This window comes from Streptomyces mutabilis (genome assembly GCF_014649815.1).
Lineage (GTDB): Bacteria > Actinomycetota > Actinomycetes > Streptomycetales > Streptomycetaceae > Streptomyces > Streptomyces mutabilis.
Map to the genome: position 1 here is coordinate 276,405 of NZ_BMTT01000005.1, position 20,505 is coordinate 296,909.

Sequence of the window (20,505 nt, forward strand, 5' to 3'; positions counted from 1 at the left end):
GGTGTCCTAGGAAAGGGCCGCGCCGACCATGAAGGCGGTGCCGAGGTACATGCCGGCCTGGACCCACGCGGCGGGGTGCGGTCGGCCGCCTTCGTCCTCCAGGGCGACCGCACCCATCTGACCCGGTGTCAGCACGCCGATCACGATGCCGACCAGCGTCATCACCAGCACGCCGGCCAGGCCGTAGAGGAGCGTGCTCAGCAGGCCCTGACCCAGCCCCTGTTCGGACTCGCTCGCCCGGATGGCCTCCATGATGACCAGGCCCACCGCTACGGACTGGCTGCCCAGCAGCACGGCCGCCCCGCGGTTGCGATCCCGCCAGACCACGTGGAAGAGCTTGCCGGGTGTGACGAGGTCGAGGGCGAGGAAGCCGACGGCCATGACGGCGAGGCCCACGACTCCGTAGAGCAGTGCCTGGCCGGTCGACTCGAAGATCTCGGTCACTGGGGTGCCTTTTCTGGAGAGCGTCGTCAGGGTGGGGAGGTGGTGCCTGGCTTCACGCGCCGCTGTCACTTGCCTTCGCCGGGACCGCCACCGCGATAGCTCTGGCTGTTCGGGTTGGGCCAGTTCACGAGGTGCTGCTTGTGCCGCCGGTATCCGTTGCGGTAGTCCTCGATCTCGATCAGGCTGCCGCCCTTGTGCGGCGAGACGGTCACCATGTCGTCGCCGTAGCGCAGGAAGCGCATGCCGCCGCCGGCGGACCGGTCGAGGGACTTGCGGTGGTCGTGAATGGCGTCGGCGACCCGGTCCGGGGAACTGTCCTTGTCGAGCCACCGGGACCCGCTGGAAGCGGTGTACGTGTCGCGGATCCAGGAGCGCGGGACGCCGTCGTCCCCGTCGCTCGAGCAGGACGAGAGCAGGAGCGTGACCAGCACGGCCGCCACCACACTGCGGACAAATCGAACACGGATCATCGGGCCTCCAGCGTGGTGTGCGTCGATACGATCTGCCCGTCCTGCGGGTAGGTGTGCCAGGTGCGCCAGGACAGTCGGGTGCGACACGCTTCTTCGGACGCCTCGACGACCACTGCCGTCACGGCCTCCGGCGAACCGGGAAAGACTCCGCACAGACTGTGCTCCGCCTCGGCCGCCCGGCCGAGGATGCCCGCCACCTGTGAGCTGAACTCGAGGGGGTCCAGGCGCGCCGTGGTGGCACTGAAGCCGTAGGTCCAGTCGGCCTGTTGCCGTGTAAGCCTGGCCGGCAGGCCCCGGTCGGCGCCCGGCAGGCATGCCACCGTCTCCCTCACGGGCCCGACGAAGACCTGGTGGGAGGCGCCGAGGAGCCTCATGCGTACGCTCATTCCGCCTACTAGCACCTCTCGTTCGGCGAGCGACGGCCGTTCGGTCAGGTCGAGTGAGAAGCAGAGCTGGTCCGCGGCCGTGTCCAGGTAGGGAGCTGGCAGAGATAGAGCGCGCACGCGGCCCCCGGTCCGATATTGCTATGAGCGGCGCCGAGTATGGCACATGCAACCCGCGGTGCCCGAACGGCGGGAACTCTCGTCGTCGGATGGCCCGACGTCCTCCCTGGGGTACGGAAGCACCGACTGAGGGCCGACTTCGCGCCCTGGCTCGAACGTCCACCTTTCTGTGGAGGCGGCATCCGCATACGGATCGACGACCGTCTTCCAACCAAGCCTTGCGGTAGGTGTTCGGATCGACGGCACCGACTCGGACATCGGCAGGCAGAGGCTTGCTGTCGGGAAACTGCCGGAGATCGGCCGGCTCCAGCTCTGTCAGGCTGAAGACCCGCCGGTATCCCGTTGAGACGCAGTCAGGCGACCGTTCCGACGATGCGGGTCCGCTCCCGCGGTTCATACCCACGCCAAGACCTCCTTGTGTCGGGCATCTGGATACGCGGGTCGTTGACCACGCGAGCGTAGGCCGGGCCATCAGGCGGCAGAACTCGTCTTCCATAGCACAGCCGTTTAGCAGCACGTGACCGACGCGGCCGCCGCGTGGGACCGGCCGCATCTGTTGCAGTCAAGTCGAGGAGCACCAGCCGCACGCACCCGGGACGAATGTCCACGGGATTCGGCGGTAGGTGCACGCGTCGGCCGGACGGGTGCCATGATCACTCAGCGGCATCGCGCCTCGGCACGCCCCGGCGGCCCGGGCCACCCCGCGAACAGCGTGGTCAACGGAAAGGACCCGGCATGCGCAGACTCGTCCACTACATCGCCACCACTCTCGATGGCTTCATCGCGGGCCCGGACGGCGCGGACCCCACCGGTCCCAACGGTTTCTGGCCCATACCGGAGGACTACATTCAGCACCTCGTGGCCGAGTACCCGGAGACGCTGCCCGTCCAGGCCCGGCAGGCCCTGTCCGTCACGGCGAAGGGCACGCACTTCGACACCGTGCTGGAGGGGCGGCGCAGCTACGAGATCGGTCTCGCGGCCGGCATCACCGACGCCTATCCGCACCTGCGTCACCTGGTGTTCTCCCGGACCCTGACCGAGAGCCCGGACCCGGCCGTGAAATTGGTGGCCGGCGACCCGGTGGCGACCGTGCGTGAACTCAAGCAACAGGACGGCAAGGACATCTGGCTGCTGGGCGGCGCCGAGCTCGCGGGCTCCCTGTACTCCGAGATCGACACGCTCATCCTCAAAGTCGGCCCGCTGACCATCGGCGACGGGATCCCGCTGTTCTCCCGCAAGGCCGCCTTCGACCCGTGCACCTGGACACTCGCAGACCACACCGTCCTCCAGAGCGGCGCGGTGTTCCTCACCTACACGCGCGTCGGCAGCTGAACACTCGCAAGGGCGGCGCTCGTGAGAGGGGCCGGGCGCACTCAGAGGGCCACGCACACGTCGATACGGTGACGCGCCACCGAGGTGAAGGAAGGAACTGTCGGGACCGATGCCCACAGGCTCCACCGCCAACTGGCATCGGTCCGGTGCGGTGGCTACGCGGTCTTGCAGAACTCGGCCAGTCCGATGTTGATGTGCTTCGCCTCGTCCGCGGTCACCTGGTGCGCGTCGCTGCTGAACCGCTGCTGCGCGCTCCACTCCAGCCGCTCGGCTTCGCCGTTGATCGCGGCGCACTGGTTGCGGGCGTTGTCGATGGCGTCTTCCTCGTCGGCGACCAGTGCCGGGTTGACGTCGAACAGGACTGCGAGGACGTTGTCACGGGCCGCGCCGGTCGGCGCCGGGGGGATACCGGCCTTCTCCCCAACGGCGGAGTGGTCGATGCTGGGGCTCGCGGCCTCGGCGGCCGGGGCGGCGTCGGTGCTGTCGTCGCTGCTGCACGCCGATAGGGCGGCGAGGGCGGCGACGAGGACGGCGGCGGTGGTGGTGCGCTTCACGGTGGTCTCCCCACGGATACGGGTGTCGGTCGTGAGACACGGTCGGGGGAGGGATGGTTGTACCGAGCGGCCTCGCAAACCGGCGTGGGCAGCGGCGGCTCAGGAACCGACAGGGCAAAAGGCCGTGACCGTCTGCGCGGTGCGGACAACCTACGCCGGTGAAGCGAATTCAGCGGGCCGCCGGTGCGGTCGTCGGCTCAGCGGAGGGTGACGCGCTGGGTGGCCCCTTCGAGCGGGCCCCAGGTGGCATTATCCGCCCGGCTTTCCGCGTCTGGTGCCGGTGGCGAGATGTGCGGAGGCGGTGGCTGGGACCCCGGCGAGGCGACCGACGACTCGCAGATGGCCATCCTGGTCGCGGAGTCGCTGCTGGAGCGGGGCTGACTGGTTCTGGTGGACATCTTCGCCCGCTTCCAGCGGTGGACAGCATCAGAACCGAAGGACATCGGCCTGCAGACCGAGGACGTCCTGACCCTCCATCGCTTCGACCTTCGCGTCGGCCGTGACCGACCGCGTCGGCCGTGACCGACCGACTTCTGTGCGCGCGTCCAAGAAGTCACGTAGCGGAAGCACTGATCGCAAAGATCAACGACTGGCTGACTCACACCCCCGACCTGGGCAGGTGTGCGCGGCGCCCGGGCGGTTCAGGGCGGTGCTGCCTCCTACATCATGTGAGGGAGCCGTCTCCCGCACCCCGAACCCGGCAGCGGCCGCCCCCTTGATCAATGGCTCGAATTCGTCTACCGACCGTCAGTGGCGTGAGCAAAGGTAGCGCATGTCCGGGCCTCAACCGGGGCCCTGAAATCGCGTCCGTGCACCCCATCACCCAAGGGAGAAGCATGCGTACCGAGATCGTTCTGTCCCACGAAGCCCCCGAGCTCGACCTCGACCTGGATCTGCGCGTCTCCGACCTCCCGGAGCAGGCCGAGTCGTTCGGCCAGGGCACCTTCACCTCGCCGAGCAGCTATGCGATCGGCACGCGCTGCCCCATCTGTTGCTGACGGACTGAGACCCCCTCGGGGCTCTTCCGAGCGGGGCGGGCCCGGGTCCGTCCCGCTCTTCCGTACGACGGCGAGGAGGACATACGTGGCGCCGGAGCCCGAACCCCACCGAGCATCCGCAGCCTTCGAGGTACGGGAGCCGGTACTCGTTCGTATGGCGAGCCGGCCGCGCGGCACCGCTCTGGCCACGGTCGACGCCGCCGAGCCGGTTTCCGGGGCGCGGGAGCTCGCATCCGATCCTCTGCTGGGCCAGGCGGTCCGGGTGGCCAGCGGCTCACTGGCCCACAGCCTGGCCGGCCTGACCAGCGACGAAGGCGCGACCGCGCTCGGCCGCAAGCGGACCTTGAGCGCCGCGCGAACCCTGACGCGGTACGCCCGCCGCGCCGGGGCACGCCCGACGCCGTTCGGCCTGTTCGCGGGTGTCGCTACCGCCCGGTTCGGTTCCGCGGCCAAGGCGGAGCCAGGCACCGGTGAGGTCGCGGTCCGGCTCGACGGGGCGTGGCTGCGCCGCCGGGTACTGGCCTGGCTAGCCGAACCCTCCGTCCGCCGGCGCGTGGACGTCGTACTCAATGACCTGTGCTTCCTGCGGGACGGTCGGCTGTACCTGCGCACCGGCGGTCAGGAACAGTCGGTGCGTGACAACGCACTGGTCAGCGCCGTGCGCGAGCGGGCGCGGACCCTCGTGCCGTATGCCGATCTGCTCGTCTGGCTGACGGAGCGCTTCCCGGCGCTGGACACCGAACGGCTCGACCGTCAGCTCGCCGGACTCCTGCAGCACGGCTTCCTGCTCACCTCGGTCACCCCGCACCGCATCGACGCCGCGCTGCTCGACGGCGTCGAGGCGGTCCTGGACGCGGCACTTCCCGACGACGCGCAGGCGCTGCGGGAAATCCGGGCGGCCTGTGCACGGCATCAGGCGGACCTCCCGGGGCAGGGCCGCGACTCCTGGCAGCAGCTCCTGGAGGCAGTCCGACGGCTGGACGTTCCCGGCACCGACAGCGACACGCACGCCCGGCCACCTTTGCACGTGGACCTGCACATACCCGGCGAGTTCGTTGTGCCTGAGGCGGTCGGCCAGGAGGTGTGCCGGTACGCGGCCGCGATCTGGGCGATCACACCGGAGTGGACGACGCTGGCCTACATGCGGGACTACCGCGAGCGCTTCATCGAGCGCTACGGCACCGCCTGCGCCGTGCCGTTGGGCGAACTGGTCGACCCGCACCGCGGACTCGGCCTGCCCCCCGAGTACCGCGCGGAGCCCGCGTACGCACGCAGCGGCCCCGGCGACGAGGCGGACGGTTCCAGGCGCGCGATGATCGGCGAACTGCTCCAGGAGGCCGTTTTGTCCGGCGGTGACCTGGTGCTGACCGACGACGTCGTACGGCGTCTCGCCGAAGTCGCCGGGCACGATCCCGCCGCCGCGCCGCCCCACAGTCTCGAACTCTGCTTCCAGGTGCTTTCCGAGAGCACCGCCGCACTGGACCGCGGCGACTTCCGGCTGCTCGGCAGCCCGCACATCGGAGCCTGGACGGCGGGCGCCACCGCGGGCCGGTTCGCGGCGACGGTCGGCCTCACCGGTGAACTCGCCCGGCTGGCCGCCGACACCCCCGGCGACGCGGTGATCGCGGCCCAGCTCGAATTGATGCCCCACGAGCCGCGCGGCCTCAACATCGTCCAGGTGCCCCGGCTGCTGCCGTACCGCATTCCCGTCGGCGTGCCCGACGACCGGGACGACCCCCGCTGCCTGGACTGGCGCTCGCTGCTCGTCGCCACCGGATCCGACGGGCTGCGGCTGCTGCACCCGGAGAACGGCCGTCCGGTCCGCCCGGTGCTGCCGCACATGCTGACCCTGGACACACAGGCGCCGCCGGTGGCCCGGTTCCTCATGGATTTCGCGACGGCGCGTCCCCGCGTGTGGTCGGGCTGGGACTGGGCCGGGCACGACGCCCTGCCGTATCTGCCGCGCGTCCGGTTCGGGCGAGTGGTGGCGATGCCCAAGCGCTGGCTGCCGGGCCGTCGGCTGCGCGACGCGGCCCGGGCGCGGGGCGCCGAGGCGTGGGAGCAGGGCCTCGACGCCTGGCGCCGGCGCCTTGCCGTACCGGACCGGCTGCAGATCGCGCGCAACGACCAGATGTACCCCGTCGACCTGCGCGACCGCTGGGACAGGGACCTGCTGCGCGCCGAACTGACCGCCGCCCGTCCTCAGTTCGTCCTCTACGAGGACGTGACGGCCGACGGTACGGGGCTCGGCTGGAACGGCGGGCACAGCACGGAGATCGTGGTGCCCCTCGCGGGGTCGCGGCGGCCCGCCGGGCGTACGGCACCGGAGGGCGCCGAGCCGGCGCGGACCGCGCCACCGGTCCGGCCTGTCCCCGCCCGGTTCCACCTGCCGGGCGAGGACTGGCTGTTCGCCAAGTGGTACGCGGAACCGTCGGCTCACGAAGCCCTGCTCGCCGAACACCTTCCGGCCCTTGTCGCCGAGGTCGAGGACGAGGTCGACCGCTGGTTCTTCCTGCGCTACCAGGACCCCGAGCCGCATCTGCGGCTGCGTTTCCACGGCGATCCCGGGGCGCTGAACGGCCGGGTCCTGCCCGCGATCAGCCGTGTGTCCAGGACCCTCGTCGAGAGCGGGGCCCTGCGCACGATGACCCTCGACGTGTACCGGCCCGAGAGCGACCGGTACGGAGGCGAGGCGCTGCAGGAAGCGGCCGAGCGCTTCTTCCGCACGGACAGTCTGTCGGCGCTCGTCCAGGTGCGCGCTCTGCGGGGCGTCGCGCGGGCACTCCCCGTCGCCGTGCTCGCCGGCCTCGGGCACGCGGTACTCCTGGAGTCCCTCGGCGACTGGGACTGGTGCGGCTGGGTCGACCGGATGTTCACGAAGACCGCCGAGCACGATGAATACCAGCGGCACCGCGGCCTCGCCGACCGACTGATCAGGCCGGGGAACGCGGTGTCATCGGCTGCGGCGGCACTCGGGGCACCGTCCCTCGGCACGCTGTGGTCCGAGTCGCCCGAGCCGCGCGCGTACGGGCGGCTGATCCTGTCCGCTCCGGAGGCCGACCGAGACGAGGCCCTGCTGTCACTGCTGCACATGCGGCACAACCGTCTGTTCGGCATCGACCGGGCCGCCGAGGCCCGCGGGTACGCGGTCCTGCGGGGCGCGGTGCGGACTCACGTCGGCCGACGGCGGCACGGGAGCAGGAGCGGACGATGAGCGGGGCCACCGAGGGCGGAACACGGGAGCACACGATGAGCGAGGCCACCGAGGGCGGGACGCGCGAGCGCCTCGCCGGCTGGTCCGCCCAGGACCTGCGGGAGCGTGCCTCCGCCGTCTCCGCCGAGATCCTGGACCGGCTAGCCGACCCCGCCGCCACGATGGCGGCCACGCGGATCCCGGCCCAGGCCGCGGACGACGGGGTCGCCGAGCCGATCTGGGCCGAGCTCACCCTCGGCAGCGGCAGCCCTGGGCTCGCGCTCGCGTTCACGGGAGCCGCCCGGGACGCGGCGCGACAGGTGCCGCGCGCCCATGCGTGGCTCACCGCGGGAACCCGCGCCGTCTCGGGCCGGGCCGGCACCGCGGGCGGAATCTTCAAGGGGCCCGGGGCCCTGGCGTTCGCCGTACTGCTCGCTCACCGCACCACCGGAGGCTACGTCTCCGCGCTCCATCGCTTCGATGCCTACCAGCGCGATCTCGTACGGACCGTCCTGCCGCCCGTCGAGGACCGGCCACTGCCCACCATCGGGCGCTACGAGGTGGTCCGTGGGCTGACCGGTGTCGGTCGCTATCTACTGGCCCGGGCGGAGAGCTGTGAAGAACCGCTGACGGCGGTGCTCGACTACCTCGTACGCCTGTCGCTGGGCACCGTGGAGCACCGAGGCGCAGACGTGCCGCGCTGGTGGGCCCTGGACGCGCCCCGGATCGGCTCCGAGGCGGCGTTTCCCGGCGGCCACCTCAACCTGGGCCTCTCGCACGGTGTCGCCGGGCCGCTCGCCCTGCTGGCCCTGGCCTGGGAACAAGGCGTGCGGGTGCCGGGGCAGCAGGAGGCCATGGAGGCGACGGCCGAACTTCTGCGGACCTGGGCGGTGGAGGACCGGTACGGCCTGTTCTGGCCCGGCTACCTTTCCTTCGCCCAGTGGCAACGGGGTCCTGCCGCCTACGACGGAGACGCGAAGTGGCCGGCCTGGTGCTACGGGGCTCCCGGAGTCTCCCGCGCCCTGCAGCTGGCCGGACGGGCGCTCGATCGGACGGACTTCTCGGACCTGGCCCGAGCCTCGGTGGACCGGCTGCTGGTCCTTCCCCGGTCGGCCTGGGGCATCGACGACCACGCGCTGTGCCATGGTTGGGCCGGCGCCCTGCACCAGCTCGGCCGACTCGACCAACTGTGGCAGGATCCTCGGCTGGCCGAACTGCAGGACGCCATCGCCGCGGAACTCGTCTCCGCCTTCGACCCGGCACTGCCTTTCGGACTGCGGTTCACGATGACGAAGGTGCCGTTCGGCTCCGATGTCTCCGGCTACCTCGACGGTGCCGCCGGCGTCGCCCTCGCCCTGGACTCGTACGCGATGGACGGCACACCGGCCGACTGGGACATGCCGCTGTTGCTGGCTTGAGGGACCGACCGACTTTCCGTTCGGTTGTCGGGTCTGAGTGAGAAGACCACGGTGATCGCGAAGGAGACTCGCGTCAACCTCCGATTGCCAAGCGCGAACTTGGTAACAGCCACATAGTTGGACCGGTTTTGCTGGAGCCGGTAAGCGCGACAAGACCTGTCAAGACGTGTGCTGCCCGCTCTCCGGCGGCCGGCTGTCGATGCCGATGTCGTGGAAGACCTGAAGCGCCTGTTCGGTGAAGCCAAGACAGTCGAAGCGGTCGCAACCGTCGCGGCCTACAACATGGTCTCGCGTTCCTGGTAGCGCTGGCCGTTCGAGGTGCAAGTGCGTGGTTCTGCGGCGTAGCCCGTTCGTCAGCGGTCGGCTCGATGGGCCTTGAGGTACGACTCTGGGTACCAGTGCCTTCCAAGACATGCGCCATGAAGCGATCACACGGGCCACCGGGCGGGCCGGACGGAAGCACTGCGCCTCTCACGAAACTCACTGACAGCCCGCGGTCGCCGAAGTCCCGGCAGACGAGGCGGCAGGGCATCGGGACAACACGCTGAAGTACCGTCTTGCCTGGCGTACCAGCCCTGTCCCAGCCCGCATTGCCTACTGCCGCATCGGCGAGCGCAGCAGCCACAGCTGGTTCGTCCTGCGCGAGCTGCTGGGTTACACCAGCGCGAAGAACTACGACGGCTCCCACCTCGAGTGGTGGGACAAGCCCGAGCTGCCCGTTCACAACCCGCAGACCGCCGACTCCTGACCATGCGGTCGGTGGTCGCCGACAGCTACCGGTCCCGCCCAGGCACGTGCGTGGGCGGGACCGCTGCGTCAAGGCGTGCCATCGTCCCGCCCTTGTGCACCTGGCGCGGAATCCCGTCCTCGGGACCGGGCGCGGAAGGCGGCCGGCGTGGTGCTGGTCCGGTGGGCGAAGTACTTCACGAAGTTGCTCGTGTCCGGAAAGCCGAGACGTGAGGCGATCTGCTCCACCGGCTGGTCCTCGTGGGTGAGCAGCCGCTTGGCCTCGAGCACCACTCGTCGGTCGATGAACTCCTTCGCGCCCATGCCGGCGGCGGCGATCGTCGCCCTGCGCAGAGTCCGCGGCGAGTATCCGAGCTCCCGGGCGTAGTAGCCGACGTCGCGGTGGTGGGCGAAGCTCGCCTCGACCCGCCTGCGAAAGGCCAGGAACGGCTCCGAGTGCTCCGAGGTCGCCGCGGTACCGACCTGTCCGCCGGGGTCGGTGAGTCGAAGCAGGAGCGCCGCCAAGAGGTGCTGCAGCACGGGACGACGCACGGCGCTGTCCCGGGGCAGCGACTCGAACTCGGCATACAGGTGGTCGAGCGCCCGCGCGGCTGCCGTCGAACTGTCAGTGTCGGGCGTCCACAGCGTGCGACCGAAGGGGTCGCCCATACCGGTCACGGAAACCGAGGAGCGGTCGAGGGCCTCGTCGCGAAAGAGGACCAGGCTTCCGTCGACGCCACTGAGGTCGCCGAAGCGTTGCACCTGCCCGGGGCGCACCCACAACCACGACCCCGCGCTCACCGCGTACTCGCGGAAGTCGACGGTATGCAGCATGCCCCCGCTGCTCACGTGCAGCAGCAAGTGAAACTCGGGGCGTTCGGTGCGCCGGCCGACGCCTAGCCTTGCCATGCGTCGCCTCAGGTCCCCGAAGGTGACCACTTCCAGGAGCTCGCCACCCACTGCGGGGACGTAGGGCACCCTCAGTACCTCACTACGTCCCTTTTCCACCATCTGTAGTCCCTTCGCAACCTCGTGACGGCCGCTGCCGCTTCCTACCGTAGTGAGTGTCCGGAACAGCCGTACTGCCGATGTCCCGGGGGCCGACCCCTGTGACCCGGCAACTTCCCACCAGTCCGACGCGACCTGCATGGAGACCGTTATCAACCGCCTACAGCTCACCTACGCCTTCGACGCCTACTGTGGCTGGTGCTACGGCTTCGGGCCGGCCGTTCGGGCGTTCGCAACCGACAACGCAGACCGGGTGACCCTCCAGGTGCTGTCCGGCGGGCTCTTCTCGGGCAACCGCGCACAGCCGATCGGTGCCTTCCCGCACATTCCGGGGGCCAACAAGCGGATCAGCGAGCTCACCGGTGTCGAGTTCGGAGCCGCCTACGAACGGGTCCTGGCCGAGGGCACGCTGGTGATGGATTCCACCGACGCCGCCACCGGCCTGGTCGCCCTTCGCCGGCAGCGGCCCGCAGCGGCCCTGGAACTCGCTGGAGCGATGCAACGCGCCTGGTACATCGACGGCCGGAGCCTCTCCGACCCCGAGGTCTACCGCGACATCGCCGAGGCCCACGCCATCGACCCCGGCGCTGTCAATGACGCACTCACCGACCCGGCGGTCCGTGTGGAGGCCGAACGAGACATGCGTGAGCTCCGCCAGCTCGACGTGGACCACTACCCGACCCTGCTGCTCCGCACCTCCGCCGGCCTCCAACAGCTCGGCGGACCTGTTTCCAGCGCTGCCGCACTCACTGCCGCACTCGACCAGCACCTCTCGCGCTCCGAGTGAGCCCGCGCCGCGGCTGCCGACCCCCACTGCCATCCACCACCCGGCCACATCCGGTCACACCGAGGCGGAGCGGGATCCGCTTCCTCGGGAGAAGAGAACGGCCATGAGCACTACCACTGCGAACAAGACCGTCGTCGACGCAGCCCTCACCGGCCGCGCCTCGAGGCGATCCCCACTTACTTAGCCTCCGGCCTGACCCAACACAACACCCGCATCGCAGCCGGCACAGAAGGCCTGCGGGGCTCCGTCGGGACCCAGCCCGACGGCGTCCTTCATGAGCCGGCCCGCACCCCCCCCAGGGCGACCTGGTTGCCACCCCACGGCGTGTACCGCAGCCAGGCTGCACCCGACCTGGTGGCGTTCAAGCTCTGGCGCCTCACGGACGGCAAGATCGTCGAGCGCTGGGACGCACTGCAGCCCTACCGACCACCACCGTCTCGGGGCGCACCACGACCGATGGGCCCGACCGAGGTCGCCCGGCTCGGAAAGGGCGCAGCCAGTGACGCACTGGTCCAGCGATTTGTTCGGCAGGTGCTCGTCGAGGGCGACGTCAGCGAGCCGACCGACTACTTCGACAACGGCCGCTACGCCCAGTACAACCCACAGATGGGCGACGACCTCTCCGGCCTCGGCGAGGCGCTGACCCTCCAAGACATCAGCGTGTCCTTTTTTCACCATGGCGAGTCACCCCCGTACCTTGAGCAGGAACCAGCCCGCACATACCTTGGAAGGGCGATCACAGAAACGGTCCGTCACTGGCGTGACCTCCGTTCTGTGACCGGACGGAGGCGGAGGACCTCCGCGCTCTGCGGCGCCTGGGAGTCAGTCGATACCCGACCGTGCTGCCGCACGGCCAAGCGGGCGTCCGTCGTCTGGGTGGACCTCTTTGCAGTGCCGAGGCCCTCACCGCAACCCTCGACGCTTAGCTGGCAGCCGCCACCACCTGAAATCCCTCAGCAATCACATCGACAGTCATTCCGAAAGGACATAACCATGGTCAACATCGCGGTTTTCGGAGCCACCGGCACCATCGGCTCCCGCATCGTTGAAGAGGCCCTGGAGCGCGGCCACACGGTCACCGCCGTGGTCCGGGACCCGGCCAAGCTCACCCACTCCGATCCCCGCCTGAATGTCATCACCGGAGACGTCCTGGACTCGGCTTCGGTCACCGCCGCCGCCGAAGGGCAGGACGTGGTGGTCAGTGCGGTCGGCGGCGGGGACGGGCCAGGCCACCTGGCCACGATCGAACCGGCGGCCCGTGCTCTCGTCGAAGGCCTGCGTGCCCTCGGGGAGCGCGCTCCGCGGCTGGTCACGGTCGGCGGCGCTGGCTCGCTGCGCACGCCGGACGGTCAGCAGGTGTGGGACACCCCGGGCCTGCCCGAGGGCCTGCTGCAGATCATGCGCGCCCACGGTGACGCACTGGACTACTACCGCACCGTCACGGACCTGGGCTGGACCAACGTCAGCCCCGCCGCTCAGATCGAGCCGGGTGAGCGCACCGGTACCTACCGCACCGCCGCGGAGGAACTCCTCACCGACGAGGCCGGGAACAGCACCATCTCGGTGGAGGACTACGCCGTGGCGATGCTCGATGAGATCGAGCACCCGCAGCATCAGCAGCAGCGGTTCGCCGTAGCCTACTGAACCTTCGCGCTCCGCCGGGGCGGAGCAGGTGACACCCCCTGCTCCGCCCCGGCGATCACCGGAAAGTCACGGCACAAGAAGAAGCCGACGACCCATGAGCCCGCACGGAGCCCACACCGCCATCGGGACGACCTCGCGACCTGCTCTGCGGGCCTGCTGAACGCCCTCGGATCGACTGGGCGCAAATGATCACTCCGCCGGAAAGTGAGACAATGCGGCACAAGCCCTTCCAAGCATCGCCGTTCAACTACACGCCGGTGGGCGCCACCGGACCCGAAGACCACACGGGTGCCCGGCCACGCCGACATCCGATCAGCGAGGACCGCGCACCAATCGGAAGCGGCCAGGTCCGCTGGGAGTACGCATGGAAGGAAACTCTCCTGGGGCATCCAGCGCCGGGCAGGCTACTCGATCCTCCCGCTCGACCAGCCACAGAGCGCCACGGAGGAACCCGTGCACCAGAAGATTCTCGACGCAGCGTGTCCACGCGTGCTACCAGGCCTGACGGTGCAGCTGCGCCGTCAAGTGGGCCCACTGCTGATGAAGATGCCCATCCGCGTCGTCTACGTCCTCGATGAACCGAACCGCAAGGGTTTCGCCTTCGGTACGCTGGCCGGCCATCCCGTGGGCGGGGAGGCGGCATTCATCGTCGAACGCTCGGCGGACGACTCTGTGTGGTTCATCTTGCGTTCGCTCAGCGGTCCCGGAAAGGGCTTGTGGCGTCTTGCCTACCCAATCGTTCTCCTGCTGAGAGGAAGATTCCGCGAGTCCTATCTGAAGGCTCTGGCAGGGCCCCTCGACTGAACAAGTGCCCAGGGGACTCAGCCGGTCGGTGCGCAGGCCGGAAATGCCGCGTTCGGTGGCCTTCACCGGCCCGCTCGCCGGTTCGTCGCTGAGGGCGACGGCGACAGCCAGGTCCCAGCCCCCGTGCGGGGCGCGGACGGCATGGTCGACCCCTGTGGTCGGCGAAACCGGCCTCAAGGTGGGACGACTTCACCGTCCGCTTGAGGAGAGCCCAGCAGTCGCCTGCGCCCCAGGTGGCTCTTCACTCTTCAGTCCTGCTGAGGTGCCGGACCGGCGCGTGCACCCACCTGCGGACGTTTTCTCCCCGGACATCGGAAGAGCCGCCTGACGAAGCACCACTGGCTACGCGTCCTGCGGGTACCAGCGCAGCTCGATCGTGTTGCCGTCCGGGTCCCGCACGTAGAGGGAGAGCGCGGTGCCCCGCGCGCCGAAGCGCTTGCCCGGGCCGTCCACCACTGTGAAGACGCCGGAGTCGACGACCTCCTGCCAGTCGAGCGGCTCGACCACCAGGCAGATGTGGTCGACGTTGGTGCCCGCCGGCCGGTCGTCGGTGCCCGTGATGAGGTCGATGATCGTGGTGGGGCTGACCCGCACCGACGGGAAGGGGGCCTTCCCGGCCCGCCACTCCTCCACCCGCACGGGCTCGAGGCCCAACGGGCCGGTGTAGAAGGCGAGCGAGCGCTCGATGTCGGCGACGTTCAGGACCAGGTGGTCGAAGGCGGTCACGCGCATGTGGGACTCCGTGGGTACGGGGCGCCTGCGGCGCCGGGGTGGCTTCTCGTCGGTGAGTTCAGCATCGCCGAGCCACCATCGATCGGTCCAACACATGCTTGTCATGCGATCCATCGTGTTCCACGATGGATCGGTGGATCTTCAGCAGATGCGGTACGTCGTCGCGGTGGCGGAAACCGCGAGCTTCACCCGCGCCGCGGAGCGGTGCCACGTCGTCCAGTCCGCGCTCAGCCACCAGGTGGCCCGGCTGGAGAAGGACCTGGGCGCGAGGCTCTTCGAGCGCACCAGCCGCCGGGTGCGGCTGACCGTCGCCGGGGAGGCGTTCCTGCCCGCCGCCCGCCAGGCCCTGGAGGCGGCCGAGCGGGCGCGGGCGGAGGTGGCGGCCGCCACGGGCGAGATCCAGGGCCGGCTGACCGTCGGGACGATCCCCACGGTGGCGGCCGTCGACCTTCCGACGGTGCTGCGGGACTACCGTCGGCGCTATCCGCAGGTGCGGATCAGCCTGCGGACCGCCGCCAGCGAACGCCTCATCGAGCAGGTGCGCGACGGCGCGCTGGACGCCGCGTTCCTCGGGGTGCAGCCCGGATTCCGGCCGCAGGGCGTCAACGACCGGCAGCTCGCGTACGGCGAGCACGTCGCCGTGGTCGCGCCGGACCACCCCCTGGCCGGGGAGCGGGAGGTGGGCCTGCCCCGCCTGGCCGAGGAGGTGTTCGTGGACTTCGCGGCCGGCAGTGCCGCCCGCGCCCAGTCCGACGACGCGTTCGCCGCGGCCGGACTGCGGCGCGAGGTCGCCTTCGAGGCCGGCGTCGACCTCATGGCCCGGCTGATCCGCCTGGGCCTCGGCGTCGCGCTGCTGCCCGCGGTGTTCGCTGCCGGACTGCACGGCCTGCGGTGCGTTCCGGTCCGCGACGGTCCGGTACGGGTCGAGCGCCTCGTCTGGAGCCGGTTCACCCCGTCCCCCGCGGCCGCGGCGTTCCTCGCGCTGCTGGACGTTCCGGCGCGGACAACAGCCCACGGCGCCCCTGACGAGCTTGGAGCGACGTCCGCTACGACCGCGCCGGCCAGACCAGCGCCTGGGCGATGATGACGTTCTCCCCGTTGAAGGTGACGGCGGGGCCTTCACGCAGCTGGTAGCCAAGGCCCAACGCCTCGCTCACCCGGTGGCAGAACGCGGCGTCGTCCGGCTGGTCAAGACTCGGTAGACGGGCAACCCATCAGGCGGTGTGCTCATGGGTGAAGGATCGCATTCGGGCCCCGGGTCCCCATGAGTACCCCCAGCGCGTGGACGGCCGGTACGGGCGTGCCGGTGATCGCGACGGTGGTGGTGGCTCCCTCGGCCAGGAGGCAAGCTGGTCCGTCGCACCACCCACTCGAGCTGCCGTTGCCCTCCCCGCGTAGGGCATCATGCCGTCGATGTGAGGCCCTGCTCGAGTTCCTCCACAGCGTCCGTCCACAGGCCGGGCAACCTCTCGCCGTGAGGCAGCGCGTGGTCGACCGTGAAGGAGACCTCGGCCCAGTTTCCGAAGAAGGCCAGTCCCACGCCGCAGAGGTGGCCCGGCAGGAGCAACGGGAGCAGGGCGGCGCCCGTGACGTTGGTGGCGCCCAGCGCCCCGCCCTCGGCGAGCGGCACGGAGGTGGTCATCATCGCGGTGACGCTCGGTGAGGTGATCTGCCGCATGTACCAGGCCGTGGGGCGGGCGGGCATGTATCGGACCAGGTCGTGGATGGCCTGCCGTCGCGGCCTCCGCTTCACCGCGGGAGTCGCCTCCGCGACGAGTTCGAGCCGTCGCGACGGCGAGGTCTCGGTCAGGGGGAGCCGCACCGGGACGGCGAAGGTGCGGTTCCCCCACGTCTGCTCCTCGTCGTGCCGACGTGCGTCCACGGGAAGCAGCGCCGACACACGAGGCAGAGGGATGCCGGCGTCTGCCGACCACCTGCCCATGGCTCCCGCCAGTGCCGTGAGATGAACGTCGTTCGCCGACACCCCACGTGCCGTACCGATCCTCCGCAGCATCTCGACGGGCACCCGGGCCCGCAGCAGTCTCCGCTCTCCACTGGGAACGAAGGCCGCCGAGGGCCGCCGGCCCGGACGGGGACAGACGTCGAAGGCGAACTTGGCCGCGAATCCCAGCGCCCTGACCGTCCTGCGCAAGTTCTCCCCGTGACCACGCGGGCCGGGCAGCGGCCGGACGGCGGACTCACCGGTACCGAGCAGGGTACGGAAGGCGAGGGCGGCAGCGATCCCGTCCTGGCACACGTGCTCGAACCGGTAACACACGGCGTACTCGTCGGGCGCCTCGCCGTGCACCAGCCACAGTCCCCAGGGCGCGTCGCGGGGCAGTGGGGCGCTGAGAGCCGTCTCCAGGGGGGACGGCGGTGCGTCGGGTCCGGCCGCCACTACTTCATGGACATGGCGCTCAAGAGTGAAGGTCTCGTCCGGGCGCCACACGGGAGGTCGTGCGGTCCGTTCCAACCGGTGCGTGAGCATGGGCAGTCTCGGCAGGTGCATGCCGACGTAGGCGCGGAAATCCTTCAGACTCGGCGGCCGGCCACTGAGATACGCGATACCCCCGGTGTCCCAGCGGGCACCGGGATGGGCCTCCTCCAGTCTGAGGTACGCGCGGTCGATCGGGTGAGTACGCACGTGGGCGGACATGGTCACCGTCTTCGGGTCGGGGCGGTCCAGTGGGCCGCGAAGCGGTCGGCATCGAGGAGGGCCAGAGCTGAGCGACGGACGGAGCGGGCCGAAGCGGGGGATCGCTCGAACGGCCGACATTCGGGTCGGAAGCACAAGGTAAGCGGCCCTCCCTTTGCGGTCGCGGACTCCGGAGACCCTTCACGCGGCCGGACTAGGCATTCGCGCGCCCGTTCGTCAACCTTCGTGTCGGCGCGATGCCTTCGAGGATGAGCGCGAGCGGAAAGGACCCCTGAGGCACCCACCGGCTGGCACTGTCCTCGATGTGTGTCGGAGTATCCGAGAGGGAGGCCGGGGATGGGGATGGGTGAGTCGGTGGCGCGGCAGCGACTGCTTCCGCCTGCCTTCCCGTGGTGCGGCCCCGGGGAGCCATCGTCGTGAACATCGCCCTCACCGGGGCCACCGGATTCCTCGGACTCCGTCTGCTGCGGTGCCTTCTGGAACGGCACGGATCGCTGACCCTGCTCACCCATGGGGCCTCGGGAGACGCCCTCGGTCGCATCAGGCGGTTCTTCGAGGTGACCGGAGCGCCCGAACGGCTGCTCCCGGAACTTCCCACCCGGGTACGGGTAGTACCCACTGACCTGAGCCGACCGCGCATGGGACTGCCCCCGGCGCGGTACGGGGAACTGGCCGACGCCTTCGACGCGATCTGGCACAGTGCCGGCTCCATCAACCTGGAGGGTGACCTCGCCTCGCTGCGCCGCGTGAACGTCGAAGGCACCAGGGCCGTTCTGGAGTTGGCCGCCGCCGGACGCCGCCGACCGGTGATCTACCACGTCAGCACCGCCTTCGTGGCCGGAGCGCGACGTGAGGGAGTCGTCTACGAGGACGAACTCGACGACACCCACGGCTTCGAGAACGCCTACGAGCGGTCCAAGTACGAGGCCGAGAGCCTGGTGCACGCATGGTCGCGGACACACCGCAGGTCCGCCGTCGTCCTGCGGCCGAGCATCCTGGTCACGGACGTGCCACCGCACCCCGAACTGCCCCGACACCCGATGCAGGTCATGGACCAGTTGGTGTGGGACGCGCTGCGCGCCACCGGTCTCGCCGACACACGCCGCGCGCGGCCCGACCTGCCCGTCGTCCGGCTGGTCGGCCGACGCTACGGCCACCTCAACATGATGCCCGTCGAGGACGCGGCGAGGGTGATGGTGCGCCTGGCGGACCGGGAACCGTCCGGCCGGGTCGACACCTACCACGTCGTCCACGAACACGATGTTCCGGTGGCCGCGGTCACCGAACTCATGGAGCGGCTCGCGCCGTTGCGGACCCGACTGGTCGAGAGGCGACCCGACGACGTGTCCGCCCTCGAGGCCTCCATGGACTTCTACCCGGGCATCACGCCCTACCTGAGCCACCTCCGCCGTTACGACGACACCCGGGTACGCACCGCCCTCGGAGCTCCCCGGTCCGTCACCCGGGTGGACGCCGACTACCTGTTGTCCGGTCTCCGCCCGACGCGCCCGGCACATCCAGCGGTGGCGCCGGGACGGGCGCGGCACTGAGGCCGACCGGGCCTCTCCCTCGACCGTCCCTCCGTACGCACGCCTCCCATTGGAGCCCGCCCTTGTCCGCTCCCGCCCTGTCCGGCCGCACCGACGCGCATCCGCCGATCTTCTCACCCGAAGCGATCACCGCCGGTACCCGGCGGATCCGGGAGCAGGTGCACATCGTCACCGACAGCACCCGCCGGAACCTCGGCCTGGCTTTCGGACCGAGGACGGCCGGCGACGTCGTCGGCACGCTGCCGCCGCTGTATCCGGAGTGGCTCGGCGGGCGCACCTTCTGCGAGGCCCACGGCGTCCGCTTCCCCTACGTGGCGGGTGAGATGGCGAACGGCATCGCGACGACGCGCATGGTCACCGCGATGGCCCGGGCCGACATGCTCGGCTTCTTCGGAGCGGCGGGCCTCGGGCTGCCGGAGGTCGAACGGGCCGTGCGCGAACTGGCCGACCGGCTCCGGGGCAGGACCAACTGGGGCGTCAACCTCATCCACTCGCCGGCCGAACCGGAACTCGAACACCGGGCCGCGAAGCTGCTGCTCCACCACGGGGTGCCGTGTGTGTCGCTCTCGGCCTACCTGGACCTCACGCCGGCCGCGGTACTGTGCGCGGTCCGCGGACTGCGCCGGGACGGCGACGGGGGGATCGTGCGTCCCACGCGGGTCCTCGCCAAGGTGTCCCGGCCCGAGGTGGCCGAGAAGTTCCTGTCACCCGCGCCGCCCGACCTCCTGCGCCGACTCGTGGAGGGCGGCGAGCTGAGTGCCGAGGAGGCCGAACTGGCCCGGCAGGTACCGGTGGCCGAGGACATCACGGTGGAGGCCGACAGCGGTGGCCACACCGACGGCCGGCCGCTGGGCTCCCTGCTGCCCCGCGTGCTGATGCTGCGCGACGACATCACCCGCCGTTTCGGTTACCGGCGCCAGGTCGGCGTCGGGGCCGCGGGAGGGCTCGGGACGCCCGCCGCGGTGGCGGCGGCGTTCGCGCTCGGGGCGGCCTACGTGGTGACGGGGTCGGTGAACCAGACGGCCACGGAGGCGGGCATCTCGGACGACGCCAAGGCCCTGCTCGCCCAGGCGGACGTCGCCGACGTGGCCATGGCGCCGGCGGCGGACATGTTCGAGACGGGTGTCACGCTCCAGGTGCTGCGCCGGGGCACCATGTTCGCCCCCAAAGCCTCCCAGCTCTACGCCGCCTACCGGGCGCACTCGTCCTTGGAGGACATCCCCGCCCCACTGCGGGCGAAACTGGAGCGGGACGTCCTGGGGGCCTCCGTCGACGAGGTGTGGGAACGGGCCGAACGGTTCTGGGCGGCACGCGACCCCGCGCAGATCACTCGGGCGCAGAGCGATCCCAAGCACCGGATGGCACTGGTCTTCCGCTGGTACCTGGGCAACTCCAGCCGGTGGGCCATCGACGGGGACGCCGGCCGACGCACCGACTACCAGATCTGGTGCGGCCCGGCGATGGGAGCGTTCAACCGGTGGACCGCCGGAGGCTTCCTCGCCGAGCGGCAGAACCGCACCGTGGTACAGATCGCGCTCAACCTCCTCGAAGGCGCCGCCGTTCTCACTCGGGCCCACCAACTGCGCACCTACGGCGTCCCGGTCCCGGCCTCTGCCTTCGCGTACACGCCGCGCAGGCTCGCGTGACCGCGCTCCCCACCCGGAAGACGACCCCCCGACGAAAGGG

18 protein-coding genes and 1 pseudogene are annotated in these 20,505 nt (G+C 70.4%); 11 read left to right on the forward strand and 8 right to left on the reverse strand.

Annotated elements, in window-relative coordinates; all coding sequences use genetic code 11:
• Positions 1-6: 6 nt before the first annotated feature.
• The 3 genes from IE142_RS14205 to IE142_RS14215 all read right to left on the reverse strand — a co-directional run bounded on the left by IE142_RS14205 (position 7) and on the right by IE142_RS14215 (position 1,417).
• A complete protein-coding gene (locus IE142_RS14205; RefSeq protein ID WP_043376645.1) occupies positions 7-444 on the reverse strand; it encodes a DUF350 domain-containing protein in 438 nt (145 codons plus the stop codon).
• 65 nt (positions 445-509) lie between these two features.
• Entirely contained in the window at positions 510-914 is a 405-nt protein-coding gene (locus IE142_RS14210) for a DUF4247 domain-containing protein (protein ID WP_191886088.1), read from the reverse strand.
• Positions 911-1,417: a DUF2617 family protein gene (locus IE142_RS14215; protein WP_191886089.1), complete on the reverse strand. Its 507-nt coding sequence runs from the start codon at positions 1,415-1,417 to the stop codon at positions 911-913. Before IE142_RS14215 ends, IE142_RS14210 begins: the two co-directional genes overlap by 4 nt.
• A 735-nt stretch (positions 1,418-2,152) precedes the next feature.
• Here IE142_RS14215 and IE142_RS14220 point away from each other — a divergent pair.
• A complete protein-coding gene (locus IE142_RS14220; protein ID WP_191886090.1) occupies positions 2,153-2,749 on the forward strand; it encodes a dihydrofolate reductase family protein in 597 nt (198 codons plus the stop codon).
• Positions 2,750-2,904: 155 nt separating this feature from the next.
• On the opposite strand, the gene IE142_RS14225 is transcribed toward IE142_RS14220, so the two are convergent.
• Positions 2,905-3,303 (reverse strand): hypothetical protein, encoded by a 399-nt coding sequence (locus IE142_RS14225; protein WP_191886091.1) that lies wholly within the window; start codon positions 3,301-3,303, stop codon positions 2,905-2,907.
• A 158-nt stretch (positions 3,304-3,461) separates the two neighbouring features.
• Between IE142_RS14225 and IE142_RS36595 the strand changes: the two are divergent.
• The 4 genes and pseudogenes from IE142_RS36595 to IE142_RS14245 form a co-directional block, all read left to right on the forward strand.
• Positions 3,462-3,774 (forward strand): annotated as a pseudogene (locus IE142_RS36595) (ADP-ribosylglycohydrolase family protein); the annotation flags it as partial.
• A gap of 365 nt (positions 3,775-4,139) precedes the next feature.
• Positions 4,140-4,301: an SCO0268 family class II lanthipeptide gene (lanA, locus tag IE142_RS14235; RefSeq protein WP_063484126.1), complete on the forward strand. Its 162-nt coding sequence runs from the start codon at positions 4,140-4,142 to the stop codon at positions 4,299-4,301.
• 85 nt (positions 4,302-4,386) lie between these two features.
• The gene (locus IE142_RS14240; RefSeq protein WP_191886092.1) at positions 4,387-7,515 is read left to right on the forward strand and encodes a lantibiotic dehydratase; all 3,129 of its coding nucleotides are present in this window, start codon (positions 4,387-4,389) and stop codon (positions 7,513-7,515) included.
• Positions 7,512-8,912, forward strand: a complete 1,401-nt coding sequence (locus IE142_RS14245; protein ID WP_191886093.1) for a lanthionine synthetase C family protein — start codon at positions 7,512-7,514, stop codon at positions 8,910-8,912. Before IE142_RS14240 ends, IE142_RS14245 begins: the two co-directional genes overlap by 4 nt.
• A gap of 816 nt (positions 8,913-9,728) precedes the next feature.
• Here the strand turns inward: IE142_RS14245 and IE142_RS14250 are convergent.
• Entirely contained in the window at positions 9,729-10,649 is a 921-nt protein-coding gene (locus tag IE142_RS14250) for a helix-turn-helix domain-containing protein (RefSeq protein WP_191886094.1), read from the reverse strand.
• A 136-nt stretch (positions 10,650-10,785) separates the two neighbouring features.
• On the opposite strand from IE142_RS14250, the gene IE142_RS14255 reads away from it, so the two are divergent.
• The 3 genes from IE142_RS14255 (at position 10,786) to IE142_RS14265 (ending at position 13,881) form a co-directional block, all read left to right on the forward strand.
• The gene (locus IE142_RS14255) at positions 10,786-11,433 is read left to right on the forward strand and encodes a DsbA family protein (RefSeq protein WP_191886095.1); all 648 of its coding nucleotides are present in this window, start codon (positions 10,786-10,788) and stop codon (positions 11,431-11,433) included.
• 993 nt (positions 11,434-12,426) lie between these two features.
• Positions 12,427-13,077, forward strand: a complete 651-nt coding sequence (locus IE142_RS14260; protein WP_191886096.1) for an NAD(P)-dependent oxidoreductase — start codon at positions 12,427-12,429, stop codon at positions 13,075-13,077.
• A gap of 453 nt (positions 13,078-13,530) precedes the next feature.
• On the forward strand, positions 13,531-13,881 hold the full coding sequence (locus IE142_RS14265; protein ID WP_191886097.1) for a DUF1990 domain-containing protein: 351 nt from the start codon (positions 13,531-13,533) through the stop codon (positions 13,879-13,881).
• A 342-nt stretch (positions 13,882-14,223) separates the two neighbouring features.
• On the opposite strand, the gene IE142_RS14270 is transcribed toward IE142_RS14265, so the two are convergent.
• Positions 14,224-14,613 carry a VOC family protein gene (locus tag IE142_RS14270; protein ID WP_191886191.1) on the reverse strand — a complete coding sequence of 130 codons (390 nt, stop codon included), beginning with the start codon at positions 14,611-14,613 and terminating at the stop codon, positions 14,224-14,226.
• Positions 14,614-14,746: 133 nt separating this feature from the next.
• Here IE142_RS14270 and IE142_RS14275 point away from each other — a divergent pair, with 133 nt between their 5' ends.
• A complete protein-coding gene (locus tag IE142_RS14275; protein ID WP_229830462.1) occupies positions 14,747-15,697 on the forward strand; it encodes a LysR family transcriptional regulator in 951 nt (316 codons plus the stop codon).
• On the opposite strand, the gene IE142_RS39345 is transcribed toward IE142_RS14275, so the two are convergent.
• Both IE142_RS39345 and IE142_RS14285 read right to left on the reverse strand, forming a co-directional pair.
• Positions 15,660-15,770, reverse strand: coding sequence for a DUF1737 domain-containing protein (locus IE142_RS39345; protein WP_229830463.1), 111 nt, complete (start codon positions 15,768-15,770; stop codon positions 15,660-15,662). The two genes, IE142_RS14275 and IE142_RS39345, sit on opposite strands and share 38 nt — an antisense overlap.
• 245 nt (positions 15,771-16,015) lie before the next feature.
• The gene (locus tag IE142_RS14285) at positions 16,016-17,257 is read right to left on the reverse strand and encodes a wax ester/triacylglycerol synthase domain-containing protein (RefSeq protein ID WP_229830464.1); all 1,242 of its coding nucleotides are present in this window, start codon (positions 17,255-17,257) and stop codon (positions 16,016-16,018) included.
• A gap of 428 nt (positions 17,258-17,685) precedes the next feature.
• Between IE142_RS14285 and IE142_RS14290 the strand changes: the two genes are divergently transcribed.
• Together IE142_RS14290 and IE142_RS14295 are read left to right on the forward strand one after the other, a co-directional pair.
• Positions 17,686-18,819, forward strand: coding sequence for an SDR family oxidoreductase (locus IE142_RS14290; protein WP_191886100.1), 1,134 nt, complete (start codon positions 17,686-17,688; stop codon positions 18,817-18,819).
• A gap of 62 nt (positions 18,820-18,881) precedes the next feature.
• Complete coding sequence (locus IE142_RS14295) at positions 18,882-20,465, forward strand: PfaD family polyunsaturated fatty acid/polyketide biosynthesis protein (RefSeq protein ID WP_191886101.1); 1,584 nt, start codon at positions 18,882-18,884, stop codon at positions 20,463-20,465.
• The last annotated feature ends 40 nt before the right edge of the window (positions 20,466-20,505 follow it).